At 63.5% G+C, this 22,510-nt stretch carries 19 protein-coding genes; 6 read left to right on the top strand and 13 right to left on the bottom strand.

What is annotated here, in order from left to right; translation table 11 throughout:
• Positions 1-16: 16 nt before the first annotated feature.
• Together CCK88_RS11250 and CCK88_RS11245 are read left to right on the top strand one after the other, a co-directional pair.
• The gene (locus CCK88_RS11250) at positions 17-1,534 is read left to right on the top strand and encodes a malonate--CoA ligase (RefSeq protein ID WP_086470513.1); all 1,518 of its coding nucleotides are present in this window, start codon (positions 17-19) and stop codon (positions 1,532-1,534) included.
• Positions 1,535-1,554: 20 nt separating this feature from the next.
• Entirely contained in the window at positions 1,555-4,014 is a 2,460-nt protein-coding gene (locus tag CCK88_RS11245; RefSeq protein WP_086470923.1) for a beta-glucosidase, read from the top strand.
• 103 nt (positions 4,015-4,117) lie between these two features.
• On the opposite strand, the gene CCK88_RS11240 is transcribed toward CCK88_RS11245, so the two are convergent.
• The 3 genes from CCK88_RS11240 to CCK88_RS11230 are packed head-to-tail and all read right to left on the bottom strand — an operon-like array spanning position 4,118 to position 7,104.
• Positions 4,118-5,206 carry an ABC transporter ATP-binding protein gene (locus CCK88_RS11240; RefSeq protein WP_086470512.1) on the bottom strand — a complete coding sequence of 363 codons (1,089 nt, stop codon included), beginning with the start codon at positions 5,204-5,206 and terminating at the stop codon, positions 4,118-4,120.
• 30 nt (positions 5,207-5,236) lie between these two features.
• The gene (locus tag CCK88_RS11235) at positions 5,237-5,881 is read right to left on the bottom strand and encodes a ThuA domain-containing protein (RefSeq protein WP_086470511.1); all 645 of its coding nucleotides are present in this window, start codon (positions 5,879-5,881) and stop codon (positions 5,237-5,239) included.
• Positions 5,878-7,104, bottom strand: a complete 1,227-nt coding sequence (locus CCK88_RS11230; RefSeq protein WP_140048967.1) for an ROK family transcriptional regulator — start codon at positions 7,102-7,104, stop codon at positions 5,878-5,880. The genes CCK88_RS11235 and CCK88_RS11230 overlap by 4 nt, the downstream gene beginning before the upstream one ends.
• 323 nt (positions 7,105-7,427) lie before the next feature.
• On the opposite strand from CCK88_RS11230, the gene CCK88_RS11225 reads away from it, so the two are divergent.
• The 3 genes from CCK88_RS11225 to CCK88_RS11215 all read left to right on the top strand — a co-directional run bounded on the left by CCK88_RS11225 (position 7,428) and on the right by CCK88_RS11215 (position 10,564).
• Positions 7,428-8,684: an extracellular solute-binding protein gene (locus CCK88_RS11225; RefSeq protein ID WP_170926439.1), complete on the top strand. Its 1,257-nt coding sequence runs from the start codon at positions 7,428-7,430 to the stop codon at positions 8,682-8,684.
• Positions 8,685-8,789: 105 nt separating this feature from the next.
• Positions 8,790-9,722, top strand: coding sequence for a carbohydrate ABC transporter permease (locus tag CCK88_RS11220; protein WP_086470508.1), 933 nt, complete (start codon positions 8,790-8,792; stop codon positions 9,720-9,722).
• Positions 9,722-10,564: a carbohydrate ABC transporter permease gene (locus tag CCK88_RS11215; RefSeq protein ID WP_086470507.1), complete on the top strand. Its 843-nt coding sequence runs from the start codon at positions 9,722-9,724 to the stop codon at positions 10,562-10,564. The genes CCK88_RS11220 and CCK88_RS11215 overlap by 1 nt, the downstream gene beginning before the upstream one ends.
• A gap of 36 nt (positions 10,565-10,600) precedes the next feature.
• On the opposite strand, the gene CCK88_RS11210 is transcribed toward CCK88_RS11215, so the two are convergent.
• The 6 genes from CCK88_RS11210 to CCK88_RS11185 all read right to left on the bottom strand — a co-directional run bounded on the left by CCK88_RS11210 (position 10,601) and on the right by CCK88_RS11185 (position 16,982).
• Positions 10,601-11,653 carry an ABC transporter ATP-binding protein gene (locus CCK88_RS11210; RefSeq protein WP_086470506.1) on the bottom strand — a complete coding sequence of 351 codons (1,053 nt, stop codon included), beginning with the start codon at positions 11,651-11,653 and terminating at the stop codon, positions 10,601-10,603.
• 14 nt (positions 11,654-11,667) lie between these two features.
• On the bottom strand, positions 11,668-12,492 hold the full coding sequence (locus CCK88_RS11205) for a carbohydrate ABC transporter permease (RefSeq protein ID WP_086470505.1): 825 nt from the start codon (positions 12,490-12,492) through the stop codon (positions 11,668-11,670).
• Positions 12,489-13,412, bottom strand: a complete 924-nt coding sequence (locus CCK88_RS11200) for a carbohydrate ABC transporter permease (RefSeq protein ID WP_086470504.1) — start codon at positions 13,410-13,412, stop codon at positions 12,489-12,491. The genes CCK88_RS11205 and CCK88_RS11200 overlap by 4 nt, the downstream gene beginning before the upstream one ends.
• A gap of 46 nt (positions 13,413-13,458) precedes the next feature.
• Entirely contained in the window at positions 13,459-14,766 is a 1,308-nt protein-coding gene (locus CCK88_RS11195) for an ABC transporter substrate-binding protein (protein ID WP_210189922.1), read from the bottom strand.
• A 105-nt stretch (positions 14,767-14,871) separates the two neighbouring features.
• Positions 14,872-16,032, bottom strand: a complete 1,161-nt coding sequence (locus tag CCK88_RS11190) for a serine hydrolase domain-containing protein (protein ID WP_086470502.1) — start codon at positions 16,030-16,032, stop codon at positions 14,872-14,874.
• The gene (locus tag CCK88_RS11185) at positions 16,029-16,982 is read right to left on the bottom strand and encodes a glycoside hydrolase family protein (RefSeq protein WP_086470501.1); all 954 of its coding nucleotides are present in this window, start codon (positions 16,980-16,982) and stop codon (positions 16,029-16,031) included. The genes CCK88_RS11190 and CCK88_RS11185 overlap by 4 nt, the downstream gene beginning before the upstream one ends.
• A 133-nt stretch (positions 16,983-17,115) precedes the next feature.
• On the opposite strand from CCK88_RS11185, the gene CCK88_RS11180 reads away from it, so the two are divergent.
• The gene (locus CCK88_RS11180; protein WP_086470500.1) at positions 17,116-18,150 is read left to right on the top strand and encodes a LacI family DNA-binding transcriptional regulator; all 1,035 of its coding nucleotides are present in this window, start codon (positions 17,116-17,118) and stop codon (positions 18,148-18,150) included.
• On the opposite strand, the gene CCK88_RS11175 is transcribed toward CCK88_RS11180, so the two are convergent.
• Genes CCK88_RS11175 through CCK88_RS11160 form a run of 4 tightly spaced genes read right to left on the bottom strand, consistent with a single transcriptional unit; the run spans position 18,140 to position 22,416 of the window.
• Positions 18,140-19,882, bottom strand: a complete 1,743-nt coding sequence (locus CCK88_RS11175; protein ID WP_170926437.1) for a coiled-coil domain-containing protein — start codon at positions 19,880-19,882, stop codon at positions 18,140-18,142. The two genes, CCK88_RS11180 and CCK88_RS11175, sit on opposite strands and share 11 nt — an antisense overlap.
• Positions 19,879-21,021 carry a protein-glutamate methylesterase/protein-glutamine glutaminase gene (locus tag CCK88_RS11170; protein WP_086470498.1) on the bottom strand — a complete coding sequence of 381 codons (1,143 nt, stop codon included), beginning with the start codon at positions 21,019-21,021 and terminating at the stop codon, positions 19,879-19,881. The genes CCK88_RS11175 and CCK88_RS11170 overlap by 4 nt, the downstream gene beginning before the upstream one ends.
• A 7-nt stretch (positions 21,022-21,028) precedes the next feature.
• The gene (locus CCK88_RS11165; RefSeq protein ID WP_086470497.1) at positions 21,029-21,898 is read right to left on the bottom strand and encodes a CheR family methyltransferase; all 870 of its coding nucleotides are present in this window, start codon (positions 21,896-21,898) and stop codon (positions 21,029-21,031) included.
• A gap of 56 nt (positions 21,899-21,954) precedes the next feature.
• Positions 21,955-22,416, bottom strand: a complete 462-nt coding sequence (locus CCK88_RS11160; RefSeq protein ID WP_086470496.1) for a chemotaxis protein CheW — start codon at positions 22,414-22,416, stop codon at positions 21,955-21,957.
• Positions 22,417-22,510 lie beyond the last annotated feature (94 nt).

The raw sequence follows: 22,510 nt of genomic DNA, 5'->3' as shown, positions 1-22,510 counted from the left end.
CAGGAGGAGACCCTTTATGGGTAATCATATGTTCGATGCCATCCGTGCCGCCGCGTCGCGACGGGAGGCGCCCTTCATCGTCACGACGGAAGGGCAGACATGGACATATGGCAAGCTCCTCGACTTTACCGCCGGGCTGGCCCAGCGCCTCGTCGACCTCGGTGTTTCGCCGGGGGACCGCGTTGCCGTGCAGGTCGAGAAGAGCCCCGAAGCGCTGATGCTCTATGTGGCGTGCCTGCGCGCCGGGGCGATCTACCTGCCGCTCAACACCGGCTATACGTTGGCTGAGCTCGACTACTTCATCGGCGACGCCGAGCCCCGGCTGGTCGTTGCGACGCCAAAGGCCCGTGCAGGCATCGCGCAGCTGGCCGAGCGTCATGGCGGCCGCGTGGAGACGCTGGACGAAACCGGCGGCGGTTCGCTGCTGGAGGGACTGACCGTCGGTACCGACTTCAGCGATGCCGAACGCGGCCCGGATGACCTTGCGGCGATCCTCTACACATCCGGCACCACAGGGCGTTCCAAGGGCGCAATGCTGAGCCACGACAACCTCCTGTCCAATGCGAGGACGCTGATCGATTATTGGCAGTTCTCGGCAGCGGACCGGCTGATCCACGCGCTGCCGATCTTCCACACGCATGGCCTGTTCGTGGCCAGCAACGTGACGATGCTGTCGGGCGCTTCGATGGATTTCTTGGGGAAGTTCGAGCCGGCGCGGATCATGGCGCTGATGGACACCGCCACCTGCCTAATGGGCGTGCCCACATTCTATACGCGGCTGCTGCAGGAAAGCGCACTGACCGAGGAAAAGACGGCCGGCATGCGGCTTTTCATTTCCGGCTCGGCGCCGTTGCTGGCGGACACGCATCGCGCGTTTTCCGAGCGCACGGGCAAGGCTATTCTCGAGCGCTACGGAATGACCGAGACCAATATGAACACCTCAAATCCCTATGAAGGCAAGCGGATCGCCGGGACCGTCGGTCATCCGCTGCCGGGCGTGGCGCTCCGCATCTGCGATCCGGAGAGTGGCGCGGTGTTGGGGCAGGGCGAGATCGGCATGATCGAGGTCAAGGGGCCGAACGTCTTCAAGGGCTATTGGCGCATGCCGGAAAAGACCGCATCCGAGTTCCGGGACGACGGCTTTTTCATCACCGGCGATCTCGGCAAGATCGATGACGAGGGCTACGTGCATATCGTCGGGCGCGGCAAGGACCTCGTGATATCAGGGGGCTACAACGTCTATCCCAAGGAGATCGAAACCGAGATCGACCAGATCGCGGGGGTCGTCGAGAGCGCGGTGATCGGCGTGCCGCATCCCGATTTCGGCGAAGGCGTCACGGCCATCGTGGTGCGCTCGGCCGATGCAGCCGTCAGCGAGAGCGACATCATGTCCGCGCTGACCGGGCGTCTGGCCCGCTACAAGCAGCCCAAGTCCGTCCATTTTGTCGCCGACTTGCCGCGCAACACCATGGGCAAGGTGCAGAAGAACGTCCTGCGCCAGACCTACGGCCACATTTACGAGAACCAGGCATGAGCCCGGGTGGAGAAAAAGACATGACTGCAACGCGTATTCGCCAGCTGCTGGAGCAGATGACCCTTGAAGAAAAGGTCGCGATCCTGTCGGGCGAAGACTTCTGGTCGGTACCGTCGATCGAGCGTCTGGGCATCGGCAAGCTGCGTGTTTCCGACGGCCCAAACGGCGCGCGTGGCGGCGGTTCGCTGGTCGGTGGCGTCAAGTCTGCAAGTTTTCCCGTGGGGATCGCCATCGGCTCGACCTGGAACGTGGAGCTGGCGCGCGAGATCGGCACCGCGCTGGCCGACGAGGTGAAGTCCAAGGGCGCGCATATGCTGCTCGCCCCCACCGTCAACATCCATCGCTCGGTCACCAATGGCCGCAACTTCGAATGCTACTCGGAAGATCCGCTGCTGAGCGCGGAGCTGGCCGTCGCCTATATCGGCGGACTGCAGGATCAGGGGATCGGCGCGACCATCAAGCATTTCGTGGGCAATGAAAGCGAGATCGAACGCACGACCATCTCGAGCGAAATCGACGAGCGCAGCCTACGCGAAATCTATCTCATCCCGTTCGAATGGGCAGTGAAGAAGGCCGGCACCTGGGGCATCATGAGCTCCTACAACCGGCTCAACGGTACATTCACCTCCGAGCACAACTGGCTGCTGGGTACCGTGCTGCGCGACGAGTGGGGCTATGACGGCATCGTCATGTCCGACTGGTTCGGCTCGCACTCCACGTCCGAGACGGTCAATGCCGGTCTCGACCTCGAAATGCCTGGACCGCCCCGCGATCGCGGACAAAAGCTGGTCGACGCCGTCAATGCAGGCTCCGTCACGGTGGAGACGCTGGACGATCGCGTTCTCGCCATGATGCGGCTGATGGAACGTGTCGGATCGCTCGACGATCACCGTCCACACCAGGAACGCGCAGACGATCGGCCCGAACACCGGGCCCTGATCCGTCGCGCAGGGGCGGAAGCGGCGGTGCTGCTCAAGAATGACGGCGTTCTGCCGCTGGCGGGCGAAGGCAAGATTGCCGTCATCGGACCCAATGCCAAAACAGCGCAGATCATGGGCGGGGGCAGCGCCCAGCTCAACGCGCATTATCGGGTCTCTCCATGGCAGGGGCTGGTATCGGCCCTGGGCGAAGGTCGGTTGAACTATGCCAAGGGTTGCACCAACGACCGGTTCCAGCCGGTCCTGCGCGGCGAATTTGCGGTCGACTATTTCGATAACCTCACCCTCTCGGGCGAACCGGTGTATCGCGGCAGCATCGAAGACGCGCAGACGTTCTGGATCGGCCAGGTCGCCGAGGGGAAGGTCGATGCGCTGAACTTCTCGGCCCGTGTCCGGGGTACGTTCACACCTGAAGCCAGCGGCGTGCACAAGGTCGGCATCTATTCGGCCGGCTTCGCCAAGGTCTTTGTAGACGGCAAGCTCATCGCCGATGCCTGGTCGAACTGGACCAAGGGCCGCACCTTCTTCGAGGAAGGCTGCGACGAGGTCGTCGGCGAGATCATGCTTGAAGCGGGTCGCGCCCACGAGGTGATGATCGAATTCTGCACCAAGGATTTCTCGACGCTCGGCTTGGCGGCCTTTGCCTGCGGCATCGGCCTGCCGCTCGGGGACGAGGCGATTGCCGACGCCGTCGCCGCTGCGCGCGGCGCCGAAACAGCGTTGGTTTTCATCGGCCGCAACGGAGAGTGGGACACCGAGGGTAGCGATCTTCCCGGCATTGTCCTGCCCGGGCGCCAGAACGAGCTGGTCGAAGCCATCGCGGCCGTCAATCCGTGCACCGTCGTCGTGCTGCAGTCGGGTGGTCCAGTCGAGATGCCGTGGGCCGGCAAGGTCGCGGCCGTGGTCTCGGCCTGGTATCCGGGTCAGGAAGCGGGCAATGCCATTGCCGACGTCCTGACCGGCGCCGCCGAGCCCGGCGGACGCCTGCCGCAAACCTTCCCGGTGCGCTGGGCCGACAATCCGGCCCATAGCCAGGACCGCGAGGTCTATCCGGGTCTCGAAGGCAAGGTGCGCTACGAAGAAGGGATCTTCGTGGGCTACCGTCACTACGACAAAGTGGGCATGGCCCCGCTGTATCCGTTCGGTTTCGGCCTTGGATATACCAGCTTCACGCTCAGCGACCTCAAGGCCGATGACAGCCGTTTCGAGGCCGACGGCACCGTGACCGTGACGCTGACTGTCGCCAATACCGGCAAGCGTGCCGGTTCGACCGTGGTGCAGCTCTATGTTTCCGATACGGAAGCATCGGCCCAGCGCCCCGAAAAGGAACTCAAGGCTTTCAGCAAGCTCAAGCTTGATGCGGGAGAGAGCCGAAGCGTCGAACTGTCGCTCGACGCACGGTCCTTCGCCTTCTTCGACTCAGAGAAAAAGTGCTGGGTGGTGGAAGCCGGAGACTTTGTCCTGCATGCCGGCCAGTCATCTGCCGACCTGCCGCTCAGTGCCACTGTAAGGCGCGAGAGCTCAATGACCTTGCCGGTCTGAGGCCCGTCCTCGACCGCTCCCCCCGGTGTCGACGGCTCCCCTGGCCGCGACGCCCGTGCGCCCGGATCCTCCCATCCGGGCGCGCCCCCAAATCTGACGCGGCTCAGAGCCGCAGTCCGGCCTGATCGAATGCCAACAGCGCACCAGGCTCAAAACCGACCGTAATCGGGGCGCCGTCGGCGATGCGCGAATGTCCCTTTTGCTGGATCGTGACCTTGGTTTCTCCATCATTGCCCACGGCATAGACGAAGGATACGCCGCCCAGTTGCTCGACGACCTGCGCCCTGGCCGTCAGGTTGGGCCCGTTGGCGGTCGCCTCGGAAAAATGCTCGGGACGTATGCCGACGCTGATGGCATCGCCGATGGCGCCGCCCTGGCTGCGTCGGCGCACCACGAGCCCCGGGGCGTCGAAGGCGTCCAGCGCGACGGTGAGGTCGTTGCCGTTGATGGCAGTGATCTTGCCGTCGAGAAAATTCATGCGGGGCGAGCCGATGAAGCCAGCGACAAACCTGTTGTCCGGGTTGTCGTAGAGTTCGATCGGGCTGCCCTGCTGTTCGATGCGACCGGCCCGCAGGACGACGATGCGATCGGCCAGCGTCATGGCTTCGACCTGGTCGTGGGTCACGTAGACCATGGTCGCCCCAAGCTGCTGGTGCAGCCGGGCGATCTCGATCCGCATCTGCACGCGCAATTCGGCGTCCAGATTGGACAGGGGTTCGTCGAAGAGGAAGGCCTTGGGCTGACGCACGATGGCGCGGCCAATGGCGACGCGCTGGCGCTGGCCGCCTGACAATTGACGCGGCTTGCGGTCCAAGAGCTCCGTGAGCTCGAGGATGCGGGCCGCCTCGTTTACGCGGTCTGCAACCTGATCCCGCGGCATGCCGCCCATTCTGAGGCCAAAGCCAAGGTTTTGTTCGACGGTCATATGCGGATAGAGCGCATAGGACTGAAACACCATGGCCACGCCGCGTTCGGAGGGGTCATAATCGGTGACGTCCTCGCCGCCGATCAGCACCTGCCCCGATGAGGGCTCCTCCAGCCCGGAAATGGTGCGCAGCAGTGTCGACTTGCCACAGCCCGAGGGCCCGACAAAGACCACGAATTCGCCGTTGCCTATGTCGAGGTCGATATCGTGGATGACCTTGACGGTGCCGAAGCTCTTGTTGATGCCTCTGAGTTGAAGTTCTGCCATCGTCTCCTCCTTGCCGATGGTTGATTTCGGTCAGCGGCTGGCCCAGAGGGCGCCGCGTTCAAACATGGTGCGCATCTGCGGCACCTGGAATTCGTCGGCCACATGACCGAGCGCCGAATAAAACACCCGGCCCTTGCCGAAGCGACGCTTCCAGGCAACGGGCATGACCACGCCCTCGAGCTCGTCGAAATACTCGCCCGAAAATGTCGTCGTCGCCAGAACTTCGACGCTTGGGTCGAAGTGCATGTAGTATTGCTCCGAGTGATAGGTGAAATCGCCGATGCCCTGCATGATCGGGTCGTCCGGCCTTGTGATGTTGACGGTAAAATCGATGATGTTGCCCGGATGGGCGACCCACTGGCCACCGGTCATGAACTGGTAATCCGGCTCATTTCGAAAACTGTCGCACATGAGGCCGTGGAAGCCGGCCAGCCCGGTTCCGCCACGCACGGCGGCGATGAGATTGGTCAGTTCCTCGCGCTCGATGCGCGACATGGTGATGGCGGGAATGATCAGGTCGTAGCGCGCCAGACCGGCATCGGCAAAGGCTTCCGTGGTGGGTTCGATGTCGACGGCATAGTCATGCGCCTCCAGCATCGATCCTACCAGGCGCGCACTCTGTTCGGGGGTGTGGCCATCCCAGCCTCCCCATACGATGAGGGCGGATTTCGTCATTGTTGTTCCTCCTGGTAGGCCGACGTCCATGGGGCGCTGTAGATGTCTCGCAGCATCAGGGCTGCGGCGCCGCGAGCCCAGAGCTGATCGTCCAGCGCATGCATGATCAGTTCGGTCGATGCGAAATGTGCGCGGAAGCTGTTTGCCGAGGTCGCGGCGATGAATGCCGGCTCGACCAGCTCGCAAAAGCGCGGCGAGTCGAGCACGACGATGATTTTCTGGGGGTTGATCAGGTTGATGACATGGGACACCCCGATGCCCAGCTTGGTGCCATAGCCATCGATGAGGCCCTGAGCGCCATGCAGTCCTGCGTCACACGCCTCGGAGAGGGCCGCGAGAATGCTGGTGCGGGCGAGGGGCGTTTGCAGGAAATCGGGGCCAAATGTCTCGCCGGCCTTCTGGCGCAGGGCAGCTTCGCTGATATGGGCATTGAGGCAATCGACCTGCCCGCAATCGCAGGCAATGCCCTCGCTGCCGACCTTGAGATGCCCGAAGGTCGGGCCCAATGTGCTGGCGCCCCGATGCACGTCGTCTTCGAGCCAGATCCCCAGGCTCGCCGTCTGGTCGAGGACGACGACACCGAAACTCTTGTCCCGTTGCGCGTAGCCGAACCAGGCTTCGGCCAGTGCCAATAGGTTGGCCGGCTTTTCCAGCTTCACCGGCAGCCCGGTCCGTTCGCCGAGAAGGGCGCTGAGCGGCACTTCGCGTTCGCCGAAAACCGAACTTGAATAACTGCGGCCGGAGCGCGGATCGACCAGACCCGGCACGCCTATGCCGATGCCGCGTATGCGCTTGCGATCGACGCCTGACTTGTTGATGCAATCGTCCATCGCATCTTCGATGAGATCGGCGATGACTTCGACGGGCTGGCGGGAAAGACGGATGGGCAATTGGACCGAGGTGACCACTTCGCCCTGAAAGTCTATCAGCGTAACGGTTGTGGTTGCCTCCGAGATCTTGATGCCCAACACGTATGCGGCATCCGCCACAAGGCCGAGAAGCACGCGGGGGCGGCCCCGATGGGACTCGCCGTTGACCTCGGTATGGGTGGCGTGGATCAGCCCCTGCTCGATCAGGGCGCCGGTGATCGCGGATACGGTTGTGCCGCTCAGGAGCGTCCGTTCGGAAATCTCGACGCGCGAAATCTGCCCGTGACAGCGGATGGTTTCCAGCACGTGATATTTGTTGATCTCCCGCATCAAAAGCGGATCGGCGATTTTCACGGCCACGAAGCACCTGGAAGACTGGTTCAGGAACGCTGATTTAGTTTGTGATCTGTATCAAATAATGCTCGAATTTTCGAGAAGGGGTGTCCTTTCGAATTCGCACTTTATGATTTTTTTCTTTGTATCCGGTGGTTTGACCCCGTTTTTCCCGCAGGTTTATCGCTTAAGCATCGATGTGAGGTACGTCCCTCTTGCGCCTTTAATAAGGGATGCGTAGAAAGTAGCAAGTGCTGAGTTCAGTGGGGACTGGCTTGGCGCTGCGGCCCGGGAGGACTTTCCGGATGCGAATCCGGCGGCCGCCACAGCAACAGGAGGAACTCATGAAGCATATTGCGCTCGCCGCTATGCTGGGCCTGGCGGCCATTGCGCCAGTGCAAGCCCAGACCGTGGTCAAGCATCTGCACATCACGTCCATTCCGGCGGAAGTGGAGCTGATGAACAGCATCGCCGCCGATTTCATGGCTCAGAATCCCGACATCGTCGTGGAGCTGCCCTTTCTCGAGAACGAGGCCTTCAAGGCCAAGCTGACGACGCTGCTGCAGTCGGCAGATGCGCCCGATGTGTTCCATACCTGGGGCGGCGGCGTGTTCTATGAGCAGGCGGCCGCAGGCGTGCTGCGTCCGGTTGAAGACGTGCTTTCCGACGAGGCCAAGGCCAATGTCGGCACGGCCGGTGTCTCGGCCTTCACGGCGCCCGATGGCCACCTCTATGGCGTCGCGCGCGACGTCAGCGAAGTCGTGCTGTGGTACAACAAGACCCTGTTCGAAGAGGCGGGCGTCGATCCGGCAAGCATGTCGACCTGGGATGGTTTCCTCGCGGGCGTACAGGCGTTCAAGGATGCCGGCATCACCCCGATCGCCATCGGCGCCAAGGACAAGTGGCCGGCGCACTTCTGGTGGTCCAAGCTTGTCGTGCGGCTGGCTGGCCAGGAAGGCTTCGAAGCCGCAGCGCGCGGCGACGGCGATGGTTTCGCCGGCGAGGATTTCGTGAAGGCCGGCGAGTACTTCCTGCAGCTTGCAGAGCTTGAGCCGTGGCAGCAGGGTTTCCTGGCCGCCAGCTATGGCGACGCATCGGGCCTGTTCGGTGACGGCAAGGCCGCGATGCACCTGATGGGCGACTGGGACTACGGCGCCATGAAGGACAATTCGGCCGACAAGAACGGCATCCCGGACGAGGAGCTTGGCATCTTGCCGTTCCCCACGATCGAAGGCGGCAAGGGTGACCCGACCGACACGCTTGGCGGCCTGGGCGGCGTACTGTTCTCCAGGAACGCATCCGACGCGGCGGTGAAGTGGGTCGAATTCTTCAACAGCCCGGAAAATCAGGCCAAATACGCCAAGGACGCCTATTACATTCCGATCGCCAAGGGCGCTGCGGATGTGATGACCAACCCGTTCAAGGTGCAGATCGGCCAGAACATTTCGGGTGCCCACTGGCATGCCCTGTTCTTCGATCAGGCGCTGGGCCCCAATGTCGGTGGCGTCGTAAACGACGTTTCGGCCGAGCTCGCGGCAAATGCCATGAGCGCCGACGAAGCCGCGGAGCTGATCAAGGAAGCCGTCGACGACTCCCTGTGAGCGTTCGCTAGGACACGGCGGACGGGATGACCCGTCCGCCGGATTTCAAGTTCCATATCGCCGGACCATTCCACCCAACAGGGTCCGCGCGCGAGGAGAGCTGCCATGAGCACCGTCGTCGCCGGAGCGGGTCTGGAGCGCGCAAGCACCGATCGCCGCCGCCGCTATATGGACCGCAAGAGCCTCGTGCCGCTTCTGCTGTTCCTGCCGCCTTCGCTTATTCTTTTCACCCTGTTCGTCGTCCTGCCGATGGTGGACGCTGCCACGTTCTCGTTCTTCGACTGGAACGGGTATGGCCCGATCACGGATTTCGTCGGCTTCGAGAACTACGCCGATGTGATCACTCACCGCAATTTCGGCACGGCGGTCCGCAACAGCCTGATCGTTGTCGCGGTTTCACTCCTGATCCAGCTGCCGCTGGCCATGTGGTGCGCCATCGCGCTGGCCGAACGTGGGGCTCATATCAATCTCATCCGCGTGCTTTTCTTCCTGCCCTACATGCTGGCCGAAGTGGCGGCAGGACTGATCTGGAAATTCGTCTATGACGGCAATTACGGGCTGCTACCGGCCATCGGCGGGGCCATCGGCGTCGAAATGCCCTTCGTGCTCGGCGACAAGCTCTGGGTGATCCCGGCGATCATGCTGGTCATCACCTGGAAGTATTTCGGCTTCCACATGATGATCTTCATCGCGGGACTGCAGTCGATCCCCAACGAGGTGATCGAGGCGGCCCGGCTCGACGGCGTCAAGAAGTGGCAGATCGTGCGCCATATCAAGATCCCGATGATCCGCTCGGCAATCGTCATCTCGGTTTTCTTCGCCATCACCGGTGCGCTGCAGCTGTTCGATCTGATCATTCCGCTCAGCAACGGCGGGCCATCGCATTCGAGCCACACGATCGTGACGTTCCTCTACCAGTTCGGCATCCTGCGCATGAAGCTCGGGTTCGGCGGCGCGGTCAGCGTGCTGCTGTTCATCGCCTGCGTGGTCGTCGCCCTCGCCTATCGCCGCGTCCTGTTCAGAGTGGAGCAGAATTGATGACAGTCGCTTCCAAGAAACGCCGTCCAGTGGTTTCGCCGGTGCAGTGGGTGACGCTGTTCATCGTCGCCGCCTTCGTGGTCGTGCCGTTCTACACGACCGCGCTCGGCGGCTTCAAGGAGATCGGCGAATTGCGGGTCAATCCTTTCGGCTTGCCCGCAAGCTGGGATCCGGTGCGCTTCACCGAAATCCTGGGCGGACCGCGCTATTTCTCGTCGCTGGGCAATTCGCTGCTGATCGCGGCGGGCACCGTGATCCTCTCGACGCTGATCGCCTCGATGACGGCCTTCGCGCTGGCTCATATCAAATTTTTCGGCAGCAAGTTCGTGCTGGGCTACCTGATGCTGGGGCTGCTGTTCCCGTCGGCCACGGGCATCCTGCCCCTGTTCATCAAGATGCGCGACCTGGGCATGCTCGACAGTCACTGGGGCATCATCACGGTGCAGGTGGCGTTCAGCGTGTCGTTCTCGGTGCTGCTGTTCCACAACTTCTTCAAGGAGCTGCCCAAGGAACTGATCGACGCCGCGCGCATGGACAATTGCGGCTATATCCGCATCTACTGGTACGTGACGCTGCCGCTGTGCCTGCCGATCATCGCCACCGTGGGCGTCTTCAACTTCGTGGGGAGCTGGAACAGTTTTCTGCTGCCGCTGATCGTCCTCAACTCGGAGGCCAAATATACCTGGCCACTCGGGATCATGCAGTTCCAGGGCCAGTTCGGCTCGGACTGGCCGCGCATCTTGGCGTTCCTGACGCTCTCGATCATGCCGGCGATCGCATTCTTCCTGCTGGCACAGCGCTACGTGATCTCGGGGCTGACGGGAGGTGCAGTCAAGGGCTAGGCACGGATGCCGGGCGCTGACGCCCGGCTTCACCTGCTAGAGGCGAATGCCGTCGGCACCGAAAAGATGCACGCTGCCGGGTGCGAAACCAAGCCCGATGGTCTGGCCCACTTCGAGCTGTCCCTGGCCGGGCAGTGCAGCGGTAATCTCGCTGCCGTTCGGGAGGGCGACGCGAATGACGGTTTCGTTGCCGAGGCGCTCGACCAGTCTGACCTCGCCGCGCAGGGGACCGTCGGCCACGAGTTCGAGATCGTGCGGACGCACGCCGAAGGTCACCGATTGATCCCTTGCCCCAACCGTTGGCAGCGCGAAGTCTGACGCCAGCACAGCAGATGTCAGGCGGTCGCCGCGGATCTCGCCTGCGAGCAGGTTCATCTTGGGCGAGCCGATAAAGCCGGCCACGAACAGATTGGCGGGGCGATTGTAGAGCTCGAGCGGCGAGCCGACCTGCTGGACGACACCGGCGTCGAGCACGACGATCTTGTCGGCCAGCGTCATGGCCTCGACCTGATCATGGGTCACATAGATCATGGTGGCGCCGAGGTCGGAATGCAGGCGCGCCAGTTCCATGCGCATGTCGCCGCGCAGCGCGGCATCGAGATTGCTCAGCGGTTCGTCGAACAGAAACACGTCGGGCTCGCGCACGATTGCCCGGCCAATGGCAACGCGCTGGCGCTGGCCACCCGAGAGCTGGGAGGGGCGACGATCGAGAAGGTGCTCCATCTGCAGCACCTTGGCGGCGGCGCGGATCTTGGCGTCGCGCACCGGCTTGGGCGTGCCGGCGAGCTTCAGGCCGAAGCCGACATTGTCGTAGACGCTCATATGCGGATAGAGCGCATAGGACTGGAACACCATGGCGACGCCGCGGTCCCGCGGTTCGACATCGTTGACCACCCGGTCGCCGATGCAGATTTGGCCGCCGGTGATGTCTTCGAGACCGGCAATCATGCGCAGCAGGGTCGATTTTCCGCAGCCCGAGGGGCCGACGAAAACCACGAACTGGCCGTGCGCGATGTCGAGGTCGACGCCCTTGATCACCGGCACTTCGCCATAGGTCTTGTGGACGGAACGAAGGGTCAAGCCCGCCATGTCAGGGACTCCTGTTAGCCCTTCACCGCGCCCTGCATGAGGGCGGCGACGAACTGGCGCTGGAAGAAGAGGAAGAGAAGGATGGTGGGTGCAAGGATCAGCAATGCACCGGCACACAGCAGCGGAATATCGGTGCCCCACTGCCCCTGGAAAGCGCCCAGGGCGCCTGCCATCGTGCGCTGCATCGGATCCTGCACGAGGACCACGGGAAGCAGGAACTGGTTCCAGGTCCAGAGAAAGAGCAGGATGGTCAGCGACATGATCGCCGGACGCGCCAGCGGCACCTGGACCAGCCAGAATTCCTTCCAGCGGGTCGCGCCATCGAGCTGAGCCGCTTCGGTCAGGTCATGTGGCACATTGAGGAAGTGGGCGCGCATCCAGTACACGCCGAAAGGCATGTAGAGGCCGATAAGCGGCAGGATGATCGCGAACCGCGTGTTGAGCAGGCCAAGGGCGCGGACTTCGTAGTAGAGCGGAGTGATCACCGCCTCGAACGGCAAGGTCAGGCCGAAGACGAAGATCAGGTAGAGCCATTTGTATCTGTTGGTGGTGAGCTTGGCCAAGCCGTATCCGGCCATGGTCGCGATCAGCACGGAGAGCGGCACCACGCCCAGCACGATCAGCACGCTCGAAAGCAGCAACTGATCCATCTTGGCCACTTCGAAGGCGCGAGCGAAGTTGCCCCATTGCGGATCGGCCGGCCACTGGATGCCGTTCGGGTAGCTGCCCTGCGGCGCCAGGGCAGCCGTGAACATGGAAAGGAATGGCAGGAGCGTTATGGCCATCAAAAGGATGATGAGGCCGCGCGCAAGGATGGTATTGGGGAGGCCGGCCTTCATTTCTTTTCTCGCGCGAACCATTGGATCGGAGCGATCGAGATCAGCACCAGAACCATGAGAACGATGGCCAGAGCCGAGGCGAGGCCAACCTGCCGGTGCGCGAATGCCAGCCGGTAGATTTCGAGGCCTGGCACCGTCGTGGTGATGCCGGGTCCGCCAAGGGTCGAGATGTAGACGATGTCGAAGCTCGCCAACGCGGAAATGACGGTGAGCGTGACGCAGACGGCGATTTCCTGGCGGAGGCCGGGTAGCGTGATGTAGCGGAATTCGTGCCAGGGGCGGGCGCCATCGAGCCGCGCCGCTTCATAGAGGCTGGGGTCTATCTTGGTGATGCCGGTGACGAGCAGCATGGTGCACAGACCGAGCAGGACCCAGGCACCGATGATGCCGACGGCGGGCAGGGCCCAGACGAAGTCACCGAGCCAGCCCCGTGCCCAGCTCGACAGGCCGACGGCCTTGAGCATCTGGTTGACGACGCCGGTGGAGGCGAACATCCAGCTCCAGGCGATACCGGCGGCAACCAGCGGAATGACCTGGGGCAGGAAGAGGATTGTCCGGGTGGCCGTGCCGAATGGTCCGGCCATGTGGCCACGGATCACCGAAGCGACGGCAAGGCCAAGGCAGACCGGAATGATGGTGAAATAGCCAACGAGCTGGAAAGCGTTGCCGATGATCTGCAGCAGCTTGGGATCGGTCAGAACGGTGATGTAATTGGTCAGGCCGTGAAAGCGTGCCTCACCGATGCCGTCCCAGCGCAGGAACGAGTAGTAGAGGCTCATGGCCAGCGGCAAGAGCACGAAGGCAGCATAGGCGATCGCGGCGGGCGCGATGAAAAGCCATGCGGTTCGAACGGATTTGCGGCTCCCCCTTATCGTGGGGAGCCGCGTCTCTGGCCGCTGCGCGGCCTTTGTGGTGTTCATATTACTCACCATTGCTCATTGGGTAGCGCGCAGCGGGACGAGGACGTCAGCGGGACAACTGCGTCTCGTATTCGCGCTGCACGGCTTCGAGGAGGCCAGCTGCATTCTGCTGACCGCCTACCATCTTCTGCAGCTCGGGAGTCCAGCCAGCGGCGAAGATGGCGCCGGTGGCATTGGCGATGAAGTCCATGGCGCCATTGTCCTGGGCGAGGGTAGCGCCAGCGGCAAGGGACTGCTCGGTCACGGAGCCGGGCTCGACTGCCGGCATCGGCAGGTCGGTCGGGCCACCCGGGTTGGAGCCGCCGACGGCGACGTTGATCTTGCGTGCTTCTTCGTTGCGGGCAACCCAATCGAGGAAGAAGGCGGCGCATTCGGGATGCGCGGCCTTGGCGCCGATGCCATAGGTCAGCGGCGAAGACATGGACGCATGGCGGCCACCTTCTTCGAGGCTGGGCATGATGAAGAAGCCGAACTTGTCCTTGGCGTTGGTATCGAGATTGCCCGACTCCCAGTCGCCGTTGAACATAAACAGGCCTTCACCGCCGATGAAGCGGCTCATCATCTGGAAATATTCGATGGCATTGGCATCGGACGGGAAATAGCCGTTCTTGACCCAGCCTTCGAGATGCTCGGCCGCTTCCAGGTTGTCGGGCGTGTTGATGGTGGCGCCGTCCTTCTGGAAGATCCAGTCGTTGATCGGCTCGGGTGCGCCATAGGCGCCCATCAGGTTCTGGAGCGGGAAGGCAAAGCCGCCCGTGCCCTTGTTCCACTGCATGATCGGCAGAATGCCGGCTTCCTTGGCCTTGGCCATGGCCTCGTCGAGTTCGGCCAGGGTGGTTGGCGGCTCGGTCATGCCGATCTGGGCGGCCAGCTCCTTGTTGAAGAACACGCCGGTCATCGAGTAATTGAGACCCATGCCGTAGAGCGAGCCGGTGCCGCGCGGACGGCCACCTTCCTCGACGCGCAGCTGCACCAGCTGGCCTTCCGGGAACTGGTCCCAGCCAAGGGCGGCAAAATCCTCATCGAGGTTGCGCAGGAGGTTGTTGGCGACGAGATCGGTGATGGAGGGGACGCGGATGAGGTCCGGCGCATTGTCCTCGGAGAGGATACGCGGCGAATTCTCCATCATGTTGGCAAACTGGTCTTCCTTGATGTCGAAAGTGACATTGGGGAACTGCTTGGTGAACTCTTCGGCCAGCCGAGTGGGGAGCGGAAAGCCCGTCTCGAAATAGGAATTGAGCACGACAGGATCGGTGCCGCAGTTGGGTGCGGCGGCCATGGCGGTGCCAACCAGGGCGCTGGCGGTCATACCGAGCGTGGCGATGCGAAGCGCGTGGCGGGATGATTTCTTCACGACTACCTCCTCCGGGGTAAAGTCTGCAACGGATGTTTCCGTCTGCTAAATGGATTTAGCGCATGCGCACAAAGTGGAGTCAATATGCCTTTGTGCGGAGCGCGGCTACGAAGTGACCTTGCGCAACGCCGTGATGATTTCCGTTGCGCGCTGGTCTTCCGGGCCCATCATCCAATTGGTGATGAAACCGAAACCGATACGGTGCCGAGGGTCGGCAAAACCGACCTGTCCCCCGGCGCCGTCATGTCCGAAACAGCCGTCGCCAAGATAACGCCGCGCTTCGGAGTCGAGCTGGAAGCCATAGCCCCAGCGAGAATAGGGAGGATCGCCGCCAAAGACCGGCCTGCCTTCGCTTTGCGTCCTGGTCGCGGTGGCGATGACGGCGTCGCCGACAAGTCGTTCGCCCTTGACGGGCACAACGGTTGCCGACCAGATCGAAGCCAGGGCCGCCGCAGTGGCGATGCCGCCGGCGCCGGGGATCTCGGCGGCACGGATGCGCTCGTGGTTGAAGCCGCCATCGGCCGTGACCAGATCGGCCGGCAGAGCGTCGCCCAGCGTCATGGCCTTGTATGGCCAGTTCGGGCCGGGTTTGCCTGCCTCGTCGGCCCAGAGGGCGGAAAGGGGAGGACTGACCTGCAGATGAGCCACCCGGGGCTGCACCGCATCGGGCAGGCCGATCCAGGCGTCGACGCCCAATGGCTCGGCGATAAGCTGACGAAAATAGGCGCCAGGGGAAACGCCGGTCACCCGGCGGACGAGTTCGCCTGCGAGCCAGCCGTGGGTCAGGGCGTGATACTGATAGCCTTCGCCGATCGGCCAGAGCGGCTCCTGATCGGCGAGTATGGCGGTGACGCGATCCCAGGTCAGGATATCGTCCTCGGTCAGTGTCTGGCGCGGGGCGGAGAGACCAGCCCGATGCGCGAGGGCCTCGCCTACCGTCACCGACGCCTTGCCCGAAACGGCGAATTCCGGCCAGTAGCGGGCAACGGGCGCAAGATAGTCGAGCTTGCCGTCCTGCACGAGCCTGGCGATCAGGATCGACATCAGGCCCTTGGTGCACGAAAAGATCACCGAGGGGGTATCGGCGGTCCAGGCGCGGTTGTCGCGCGCGTCGGCAACGCCGCCCCAGAGGTCGACGACGGTCTGCCCGTCCATCTTCACATGCAGGGCCGCACCCATGGCCGGGCGACCGGCGAAGGCCGCCGCAAAGGCATCGGCAACCGGTTCGAAGCCGGGCTCGGCGGAGCCGTGTATGACGGTGCTCATGACGCCACCCGCAGGTAGCCGTCAGCGCCTGACGTGATGGGTAGCGGGTCGCAGATGCCGCCGCGGAAGCTGCCGTTTTCGGTGACGTTGTGGAATGCCAAAAGGCATGGCTGGCCGTCTCGATCAAAGCTGATGCGGCCGGCATAAAGCGTTTCGTCCACGAGCAGGCGTGCTGCGGAGAAGTCGACCGGACCGGGCAGGTCGCCGACGGGCAGGCTCCAGATGCCCCCGGTTTGTCCGACGCGGGCGCCACAGAGCTTGGCTGTGTCGCAGCAAAACACCAGATGGCGCTGACCGGCGACTTCCACGATCTGGAAGACTTCGAGGTGGGCAAATCCCGACCCGACATGCCCGATAGGCTCGTTGACCGTCCAGGTCTTGAGGTCGATCGAGACGGCGTGACCCATGATGCCGCGGTCCGGCTCGCTGCCATGCTTGCCGCGCGCGGTGGTCAGCATGTGCCAGCGCTGGTCCGCCTGGCGCCAATAGACCCAGGGATCGCGCCACGCCTCTTCGGGCCAGGACGACGTGCCCAGGGTTTCGTAGTGATCGGGGTCGGCGACGCAGACCGGGCCGGGTTGCTTGGTCCAGGTCACGAGATCGGGCGATGTGGCGAGGCCAACGGTCTCAATGTTCGCGACAGTGTCGGGCGAAAGGAAGCGCGAGCCGGTATAGAATAGCCTCCAGAGATTGTCCGGACCGCGCACGACGCTGCCCGTCCAGGTGGCGCTCCCATCGAAACTGCCTTCCGGCCCTGCGTTAAAGATCTGGCCGTGATCGGTCCAGTTGCGCAGGTCCGTCGACGTGGCGCGACCGATCCGGGCATTGCGATGCCTCAGGTCGGGATTGCCGAGCGATTTGGGGGCGTGCAGGTAGAACAGGTGATAGCTCTCGCCATCGTCGGCGAGCCAAAAATCCCAAACCCAGTGGTCCGGCAGGTGGAACGCCATTCCTCAGGCCCCTTTCCGAGGTCTTTGCTAAAACCATTTAGCCCATGCTATGATGCCGCCAACTTGTCAAGGCGGTGGCGCATGGATATCCAGTGCGAACGGATCGGCAGGACCAACGGGAGGACGAGCGGGCGTGGCAAAGAAGCGCGTGACACTGGCGGATGTCGCCCGTCTGGCAGGCCTGTCGACCACGGCTGCGTCGATGATCCTGACGGGCAAGCCGGATACGCGCCTGTCGCCCGAGGCGCACAAGAAAGTGCACGATGCCGCCGCGAGCCTCGGCTATCGGCCCAATGTCGCGGCCCGCGCGCTGCGAACCGACAAGTCGCGTTCGTTCGCGTTCATTTCCGATTATGTCGCGACGACGCGTTTTGCGAGCGGGTTGATCCGGGGGGCCCTTGGTGCAGCCGAGGACGCCAAGCACGTCATGCTGGTGCTCGAGACCGGTGGCGAACCGGCCCGCGAAATCCAGGCGGTCGAGGCGGCCCTGGATCGGCAGGTGGACGGGCTGATCTTTGCGGCCATGCGGTCGCGTGAAGTGTTCGTGCCAGATCTAGCAATCAGCGTGCCCGTGGTGATGCTCAACGGCACGAGTGCGCGCTTTCCCGTCTCAGTCCTGCCCGACGAGTATGAAGGCGGGCGCGCGGCGGTCAAGCTCCTCGCGCAGTCAGGTGTGCGCGATGGTATCGTGCTTCTCGGTCACAACGCCAAGCAGGAAGAGGGGTTGTTCAGGTCGGAGAGTATTTCGCGCAGGTTTCTCGGTATCCGCGAGGCCATGGACGATGCTGGCCTTCGCTTCAGCGCCGAACTCAGCTGCTGGAACTGGGAGCCCAATTTCGGTTACGACCTGACCCGCAAACTGCTCAAGAGCCAGCGACCGCGCGCGCTGCTATGCCTCAATGATCGGCTGGCATTCGGGGCCTATCAGGCGCTGGCCGAGGCGGGCCTGTCCATCCCCGATGACGTGGCGCTGGTCTCGTTCGACAATGACGAAATCGCGTCCTACCTGCGTCCAGGTCTCACGACCATCGGCCTTCCACACGAAGACATGGGGCGAAGAGCCGTCGAGCTGCTGCTTGAGGGACAGCAAGCGGTCACGCCGCATCTGATGACCATGCCCACCATCTCCCGGGGGTCGCTGCCTGGGGTGACGGCCGCTAAAGCATGAAGTCGGCCAGGTCCAGGTCGTCGCCCGGCGCGGTGCCGTTGGCGGGCTGCTGGACCACGCTGGCGGGGCGCGGGAAAAGCCGGTCGTGCGCCTGCCGTTCCGCCTCCATCGTGTAATGCTTGCGCAGGGACGCGAGGACCTCGATCAGCCCATCGGACGGGGTTTCGGGCACGTCATCGCGCGTCAGCGCCGCGATCGCAAGAGCGATATCGTCCAGCAACTCGGCCATGGAGGACTGGCCGGCGAGCCCGCTGGCCGCGTCCTGCAGCAAGCGGATCACCTTGGGACCATCCTTGTTGAGACGAACCAGGGCGGCGGCCATGTGCTGGTCGAGGCGCGACAGGATGTCGAGCGCCAGCGTCGCCTGCTGTTCGAGTTCACCGACCTTGCCGCCGCCCTGTCCCGCGGCCGCAGCGCTGAACGAGCCGGCAAGCTGCGACGACTGGTCGAGCCTTGCCATGGCAGCCTCTGCCGCCACCACGGTCTCGCTGGTGAGTTCGCGCAACTGGGTTGCAATCACGGTGAGGGAGGCCCCGCGCGGTCCGAGCTGGGCGCAGCGCACCGCCGCGTTGAGGCTGACGAGGCGCATATTGGCCTCGATCTCCTGCACGGCGACGACATGTTCAAGGAGGGTGCGCACGGTTGCCTGTACGGCGGAGGCAACGATTTCAAGCTTGGCACGCTCGGCTTCGAAGTCCGCGAGAATGGTGACCGCGGTCCGCAACTGTGCGGACAGGCTTGCAATTGCGGAACTCTTGCCGCGTTCGTCGCCGCCAAAGTCCCGGCTGCGGTCCATGATGGTCCCGGCATCGGCGGCCAGGGCGGACAGATCGGCCTGAGCCTGTTCAAGCTCCTGGGCAAAGCTGGCAGCCGTCTGGGACAGCTGAGTCTGCTGCAGATTGGCGATTGCTGCCAGTGCGGCAGGTCTGTCGTCCTCGGCAAAGACGTGGCCGCTGACTTCCTGTCCGTCGAGAAGATCGGCGAGGGTGGAGAGTGACGTCTCCACATGTTCGATGCGTTGCCGCGTCGCGTCGCCGACCTGAAGGGCCATGACGGCGCTACCGATGCGACCGACGATCTGCCGGGAAACCCGTCCGGTCTGGGCACTGCTTTCGAGAGCCGTGGTACGCTGCGCGCCGAGAGCCTCGAGGGTCGCGGCGAGACTTGCTCCCAGATGCGACAGCGTTTGTGCGTGCGCGGTCTCGAAGCGCGCACGCTGTGAAGCGGCGCGGTCTACCTCGGTGGTCAGCTGGCGATAGACCTGCGCGAAATCCTGGATGGTCTTGCCGGCCGAATCCGAAAGCGTCGCGATATCGGTGGTGAAGACGTCGAAGTCGTCGATATCGCCGACGATGCCCGCCGCGGTCACGCGTGCGTTGACGGAGACGATGCCCATCATCTTGACGGCACGCTTGAGGTCCGAGATCGGCGCATTTGCGGCGGCGACGACATCGACCAGCCGCGCCAGATCGGTCTTTTCCTGGCTGAAGGTGGCGGCCAGCTCTTCGGCTCGGGACGCAACGGAGTTGAGGCGAGCCGTGGCTTCCTCGACATCCTGGCCGCCCAGCGTGCCGGGAAGGGCCTCGAACACCTTGCTCAGTGTGTTGAGCAGGGCGGCGCCTTCGGTCAGCCGCGCGCCGACGGCAACGAAGGCGGTTTCGATTTCCTGTCGAGGGCTGGCGAGATTGCAGACGAGTTGCCGGACAGATGCGGGATCGACGGTGGGCATCACGGGTTGGCTCCCATGCTTGAGACCTTCTTGCGGCCGAAGGCGGTGATTTCCGCGGCCATTTTCTGGAGGGGCAGGGTGCGGACCGCAGCCCCGCGCTGGATGGCTTCCTTGGGCATGCCGAAGACCACGCACGTGGCTTCGTCCTGCGCCAGGGTCAGGCTGCCCATCTGCCGCATTTCAAGCAGCCCGCGCGCGCCGTCATCACCCATGCCCGTCAGGATCATGCCCATCGCGTTCACCCCGGCAGATTGCGCGGTGGAGCGAAACAGCACATCGACCGAAGGGCGGTGGCGCGAAACGTGCTGACCGTCCTGAATCTTGACGGTGTAGCGGGTGCCGTTGCGCACCAGTAGCATATGCAGATTTCCCGGCGCGATCAGCACCTGTCCGGCCTGGACGATGTCGCCGTCCTCGGCCTCCTTGACGCGCACCGCGCAGGTGGAGTCGAGCCGTCGCGCGAAGGCAGAGGTGAATTTTTCGGGCATGTGCTGGACGATAAGGATGGCCGGGCTCGTCGAAGGCAGGGCTTCGAGCACTTCGCGCAGCGCTTCGGTGCCACCCGTGGATGCGCCGATGGAAACGATGGGCTCGGTGACGGGCAGGCGGGCGATCAGGCTTTCGCGCCGAGCGTCCGAAATGGCTGGAATGATCGCGTCGGCCGTGAGCTTGGCCTCAACCTTCACATCGGGGCTGGGCGCCCTCAAGGCGGGGGCGACCTTGGAAATGCCGCGCATCTTGGCGTGCGCTGCGGCCTTGGCGGCGTCGCAGATGCGCATGCGCGATTCCTGGAGGAAATGGGCGGTATCGACGCGCGGCTTGGCTACGACATCGACCGCACCTGCCTCGAGCGCCTGCATGAAGGTGTCGGAACCATCCTGAGCCAGGCTCGAGCAGATCACGACCGGAATGGGCCGCTGCGACATGATCTTCTTGAGGAAGGTGATGCCATCCATGCGCGGCAGTTCGATGTCGAGAAACATCACGTCGGGTACTTCCTGGCGGATGCGCTCGACGGCGACATAGGGATCGGCTGCCGTGCCCATCACTTCAAGTTCGGGATCGGCATCGATGATGTCGCTGAGCGTCGTGCGCACCGAAGCGCTGTCATCGACGATGAGGACGCGGATTTTGCGGCTCATGGAGGCTTCAGACCTTCTGGAATACGGCGGGTGCGACCTGGCGCATGGTGATCGAGGTGCCGATCATGGACTCGGAATGACCAAGAAGAAGATAACCGCCGGGGCGAAGATGGCCGACGAGACGGGTGATGACCTTCGCCTGATCCGCCTTTTCGAAGTAGATAAGGACGTTGCGCAGGAAAATGATGTCGACGTCCCGGTCGTATGGATAGGCAGCGTCCATCAGGTTCAGCCGCTCGAAGCGCACGTGCCGGCGCAGTTCGGGGACGATACGAACCTCGGGACGCGCCCCTGAGCGCCTCGAATGCATGAGGTAGCGTGTCTGCATACCCGGCGGTACAGGCGCGATCTGCTCGGATGGATAGATGGCGCGCTGGCCGGTCTCGATAACATCGGTGGAAATGTCGGTGCCGAGAACGGCGAAACGAAAATCCCGCCGCGCGGCGTGGAGATCGGCCAGGACCATGGCGATCGTGAACGCTTCCGCTCCGGTCGAGCTGGCGGCGCTCCACACCTTGATCAGGGGCGAGCGGTCCTTGCGTTGCTCGATCAGCGTCGGCACCAGGGTTTTGACCATGCAGTCGAAGTGTTCCGGCTCGCGGAAGAAGTCGGTCTTGTTGGTGGTCACAGCGTTGATCAGATAGGGCAGTTCGCCTTCCAGACCATCGCGGCGGAACAGCAGATCGCCGTATTCGGCGAATGTCGCCAATCCAAGGTGGCGAAGGCGGCGGCGGAGGCGGCCCTCGACCATCAGGCGCTTGGCTGGGGGCAGCTTTATGCCCACTTCGGTCCCGATCAGTGTGGCGATGCGCTGGAAATCGCGCATGTCCAGATGGTCATCGACGTCAGTCGTGATCTGGCTGGCTAAGGCTGGCACCCAGGATACTCCAATACTTGGTGATGCCGGCCGGATTTCCCCGGCCGGAAACGCGATCAGGCGGCGATGTTGAGGCCGGCGGTCTCGCCGAGGAGACGATCGAGATCGAGAACGGTCACGAAGCGGCCATTCCGACGGCCGATGCCCTGGATGCAGTGTCCGCTCCAGCTGGCGCTGACGGCCGGGGCCGGGTCCAGTGTTTCGCTGTCGAGCACGGTCACTTCGAAGACGCGGTCCGCACGGAGGCCGACGACGACCTGGCCATTGGCACCACAGACGGCAAGGACTACGATGCGGGTGTTTTCCGTATCGGGTGCCGGCTCGATACCAAGCGTCTGCCGCAGGTCGAGGACGGGCACGCCTTCGCCGCGCACGTCGATCATGCCGAGCAGGTTGTCGGGCGACCTGGGCAGGCGGGCAATGGGCCGCATGTCCAGGATTTCCTGCACCTTGGTGACAGGGGCCGCGAAGAGTTCGTCGGCGACACCCAGGGTCACGTATTGAGAAAGTTCAGCCATGGTTTGTCCTGTGCCCACCGCGGCGGTTGAGGTGGACGGTCACCCGTCCACCATGTCGTTGATGTTGAGCGCGATGATCCCGGGCCGGCGCTGC

Source organism: Devosia lucknowensis, from assembly GCF_900177655.1.
Lineage (GTDB): Bacteria > Pseudomonadota > Alphaproteobacteria > Rhizobiales > Devosiaceae > Devosia > Devosia lucknowensis.
The sequence above is the reverse complement of the archived record's forward strand: the minus strand, read 5'-3'. Positions and strand labels throughout refer to the sequence as shown.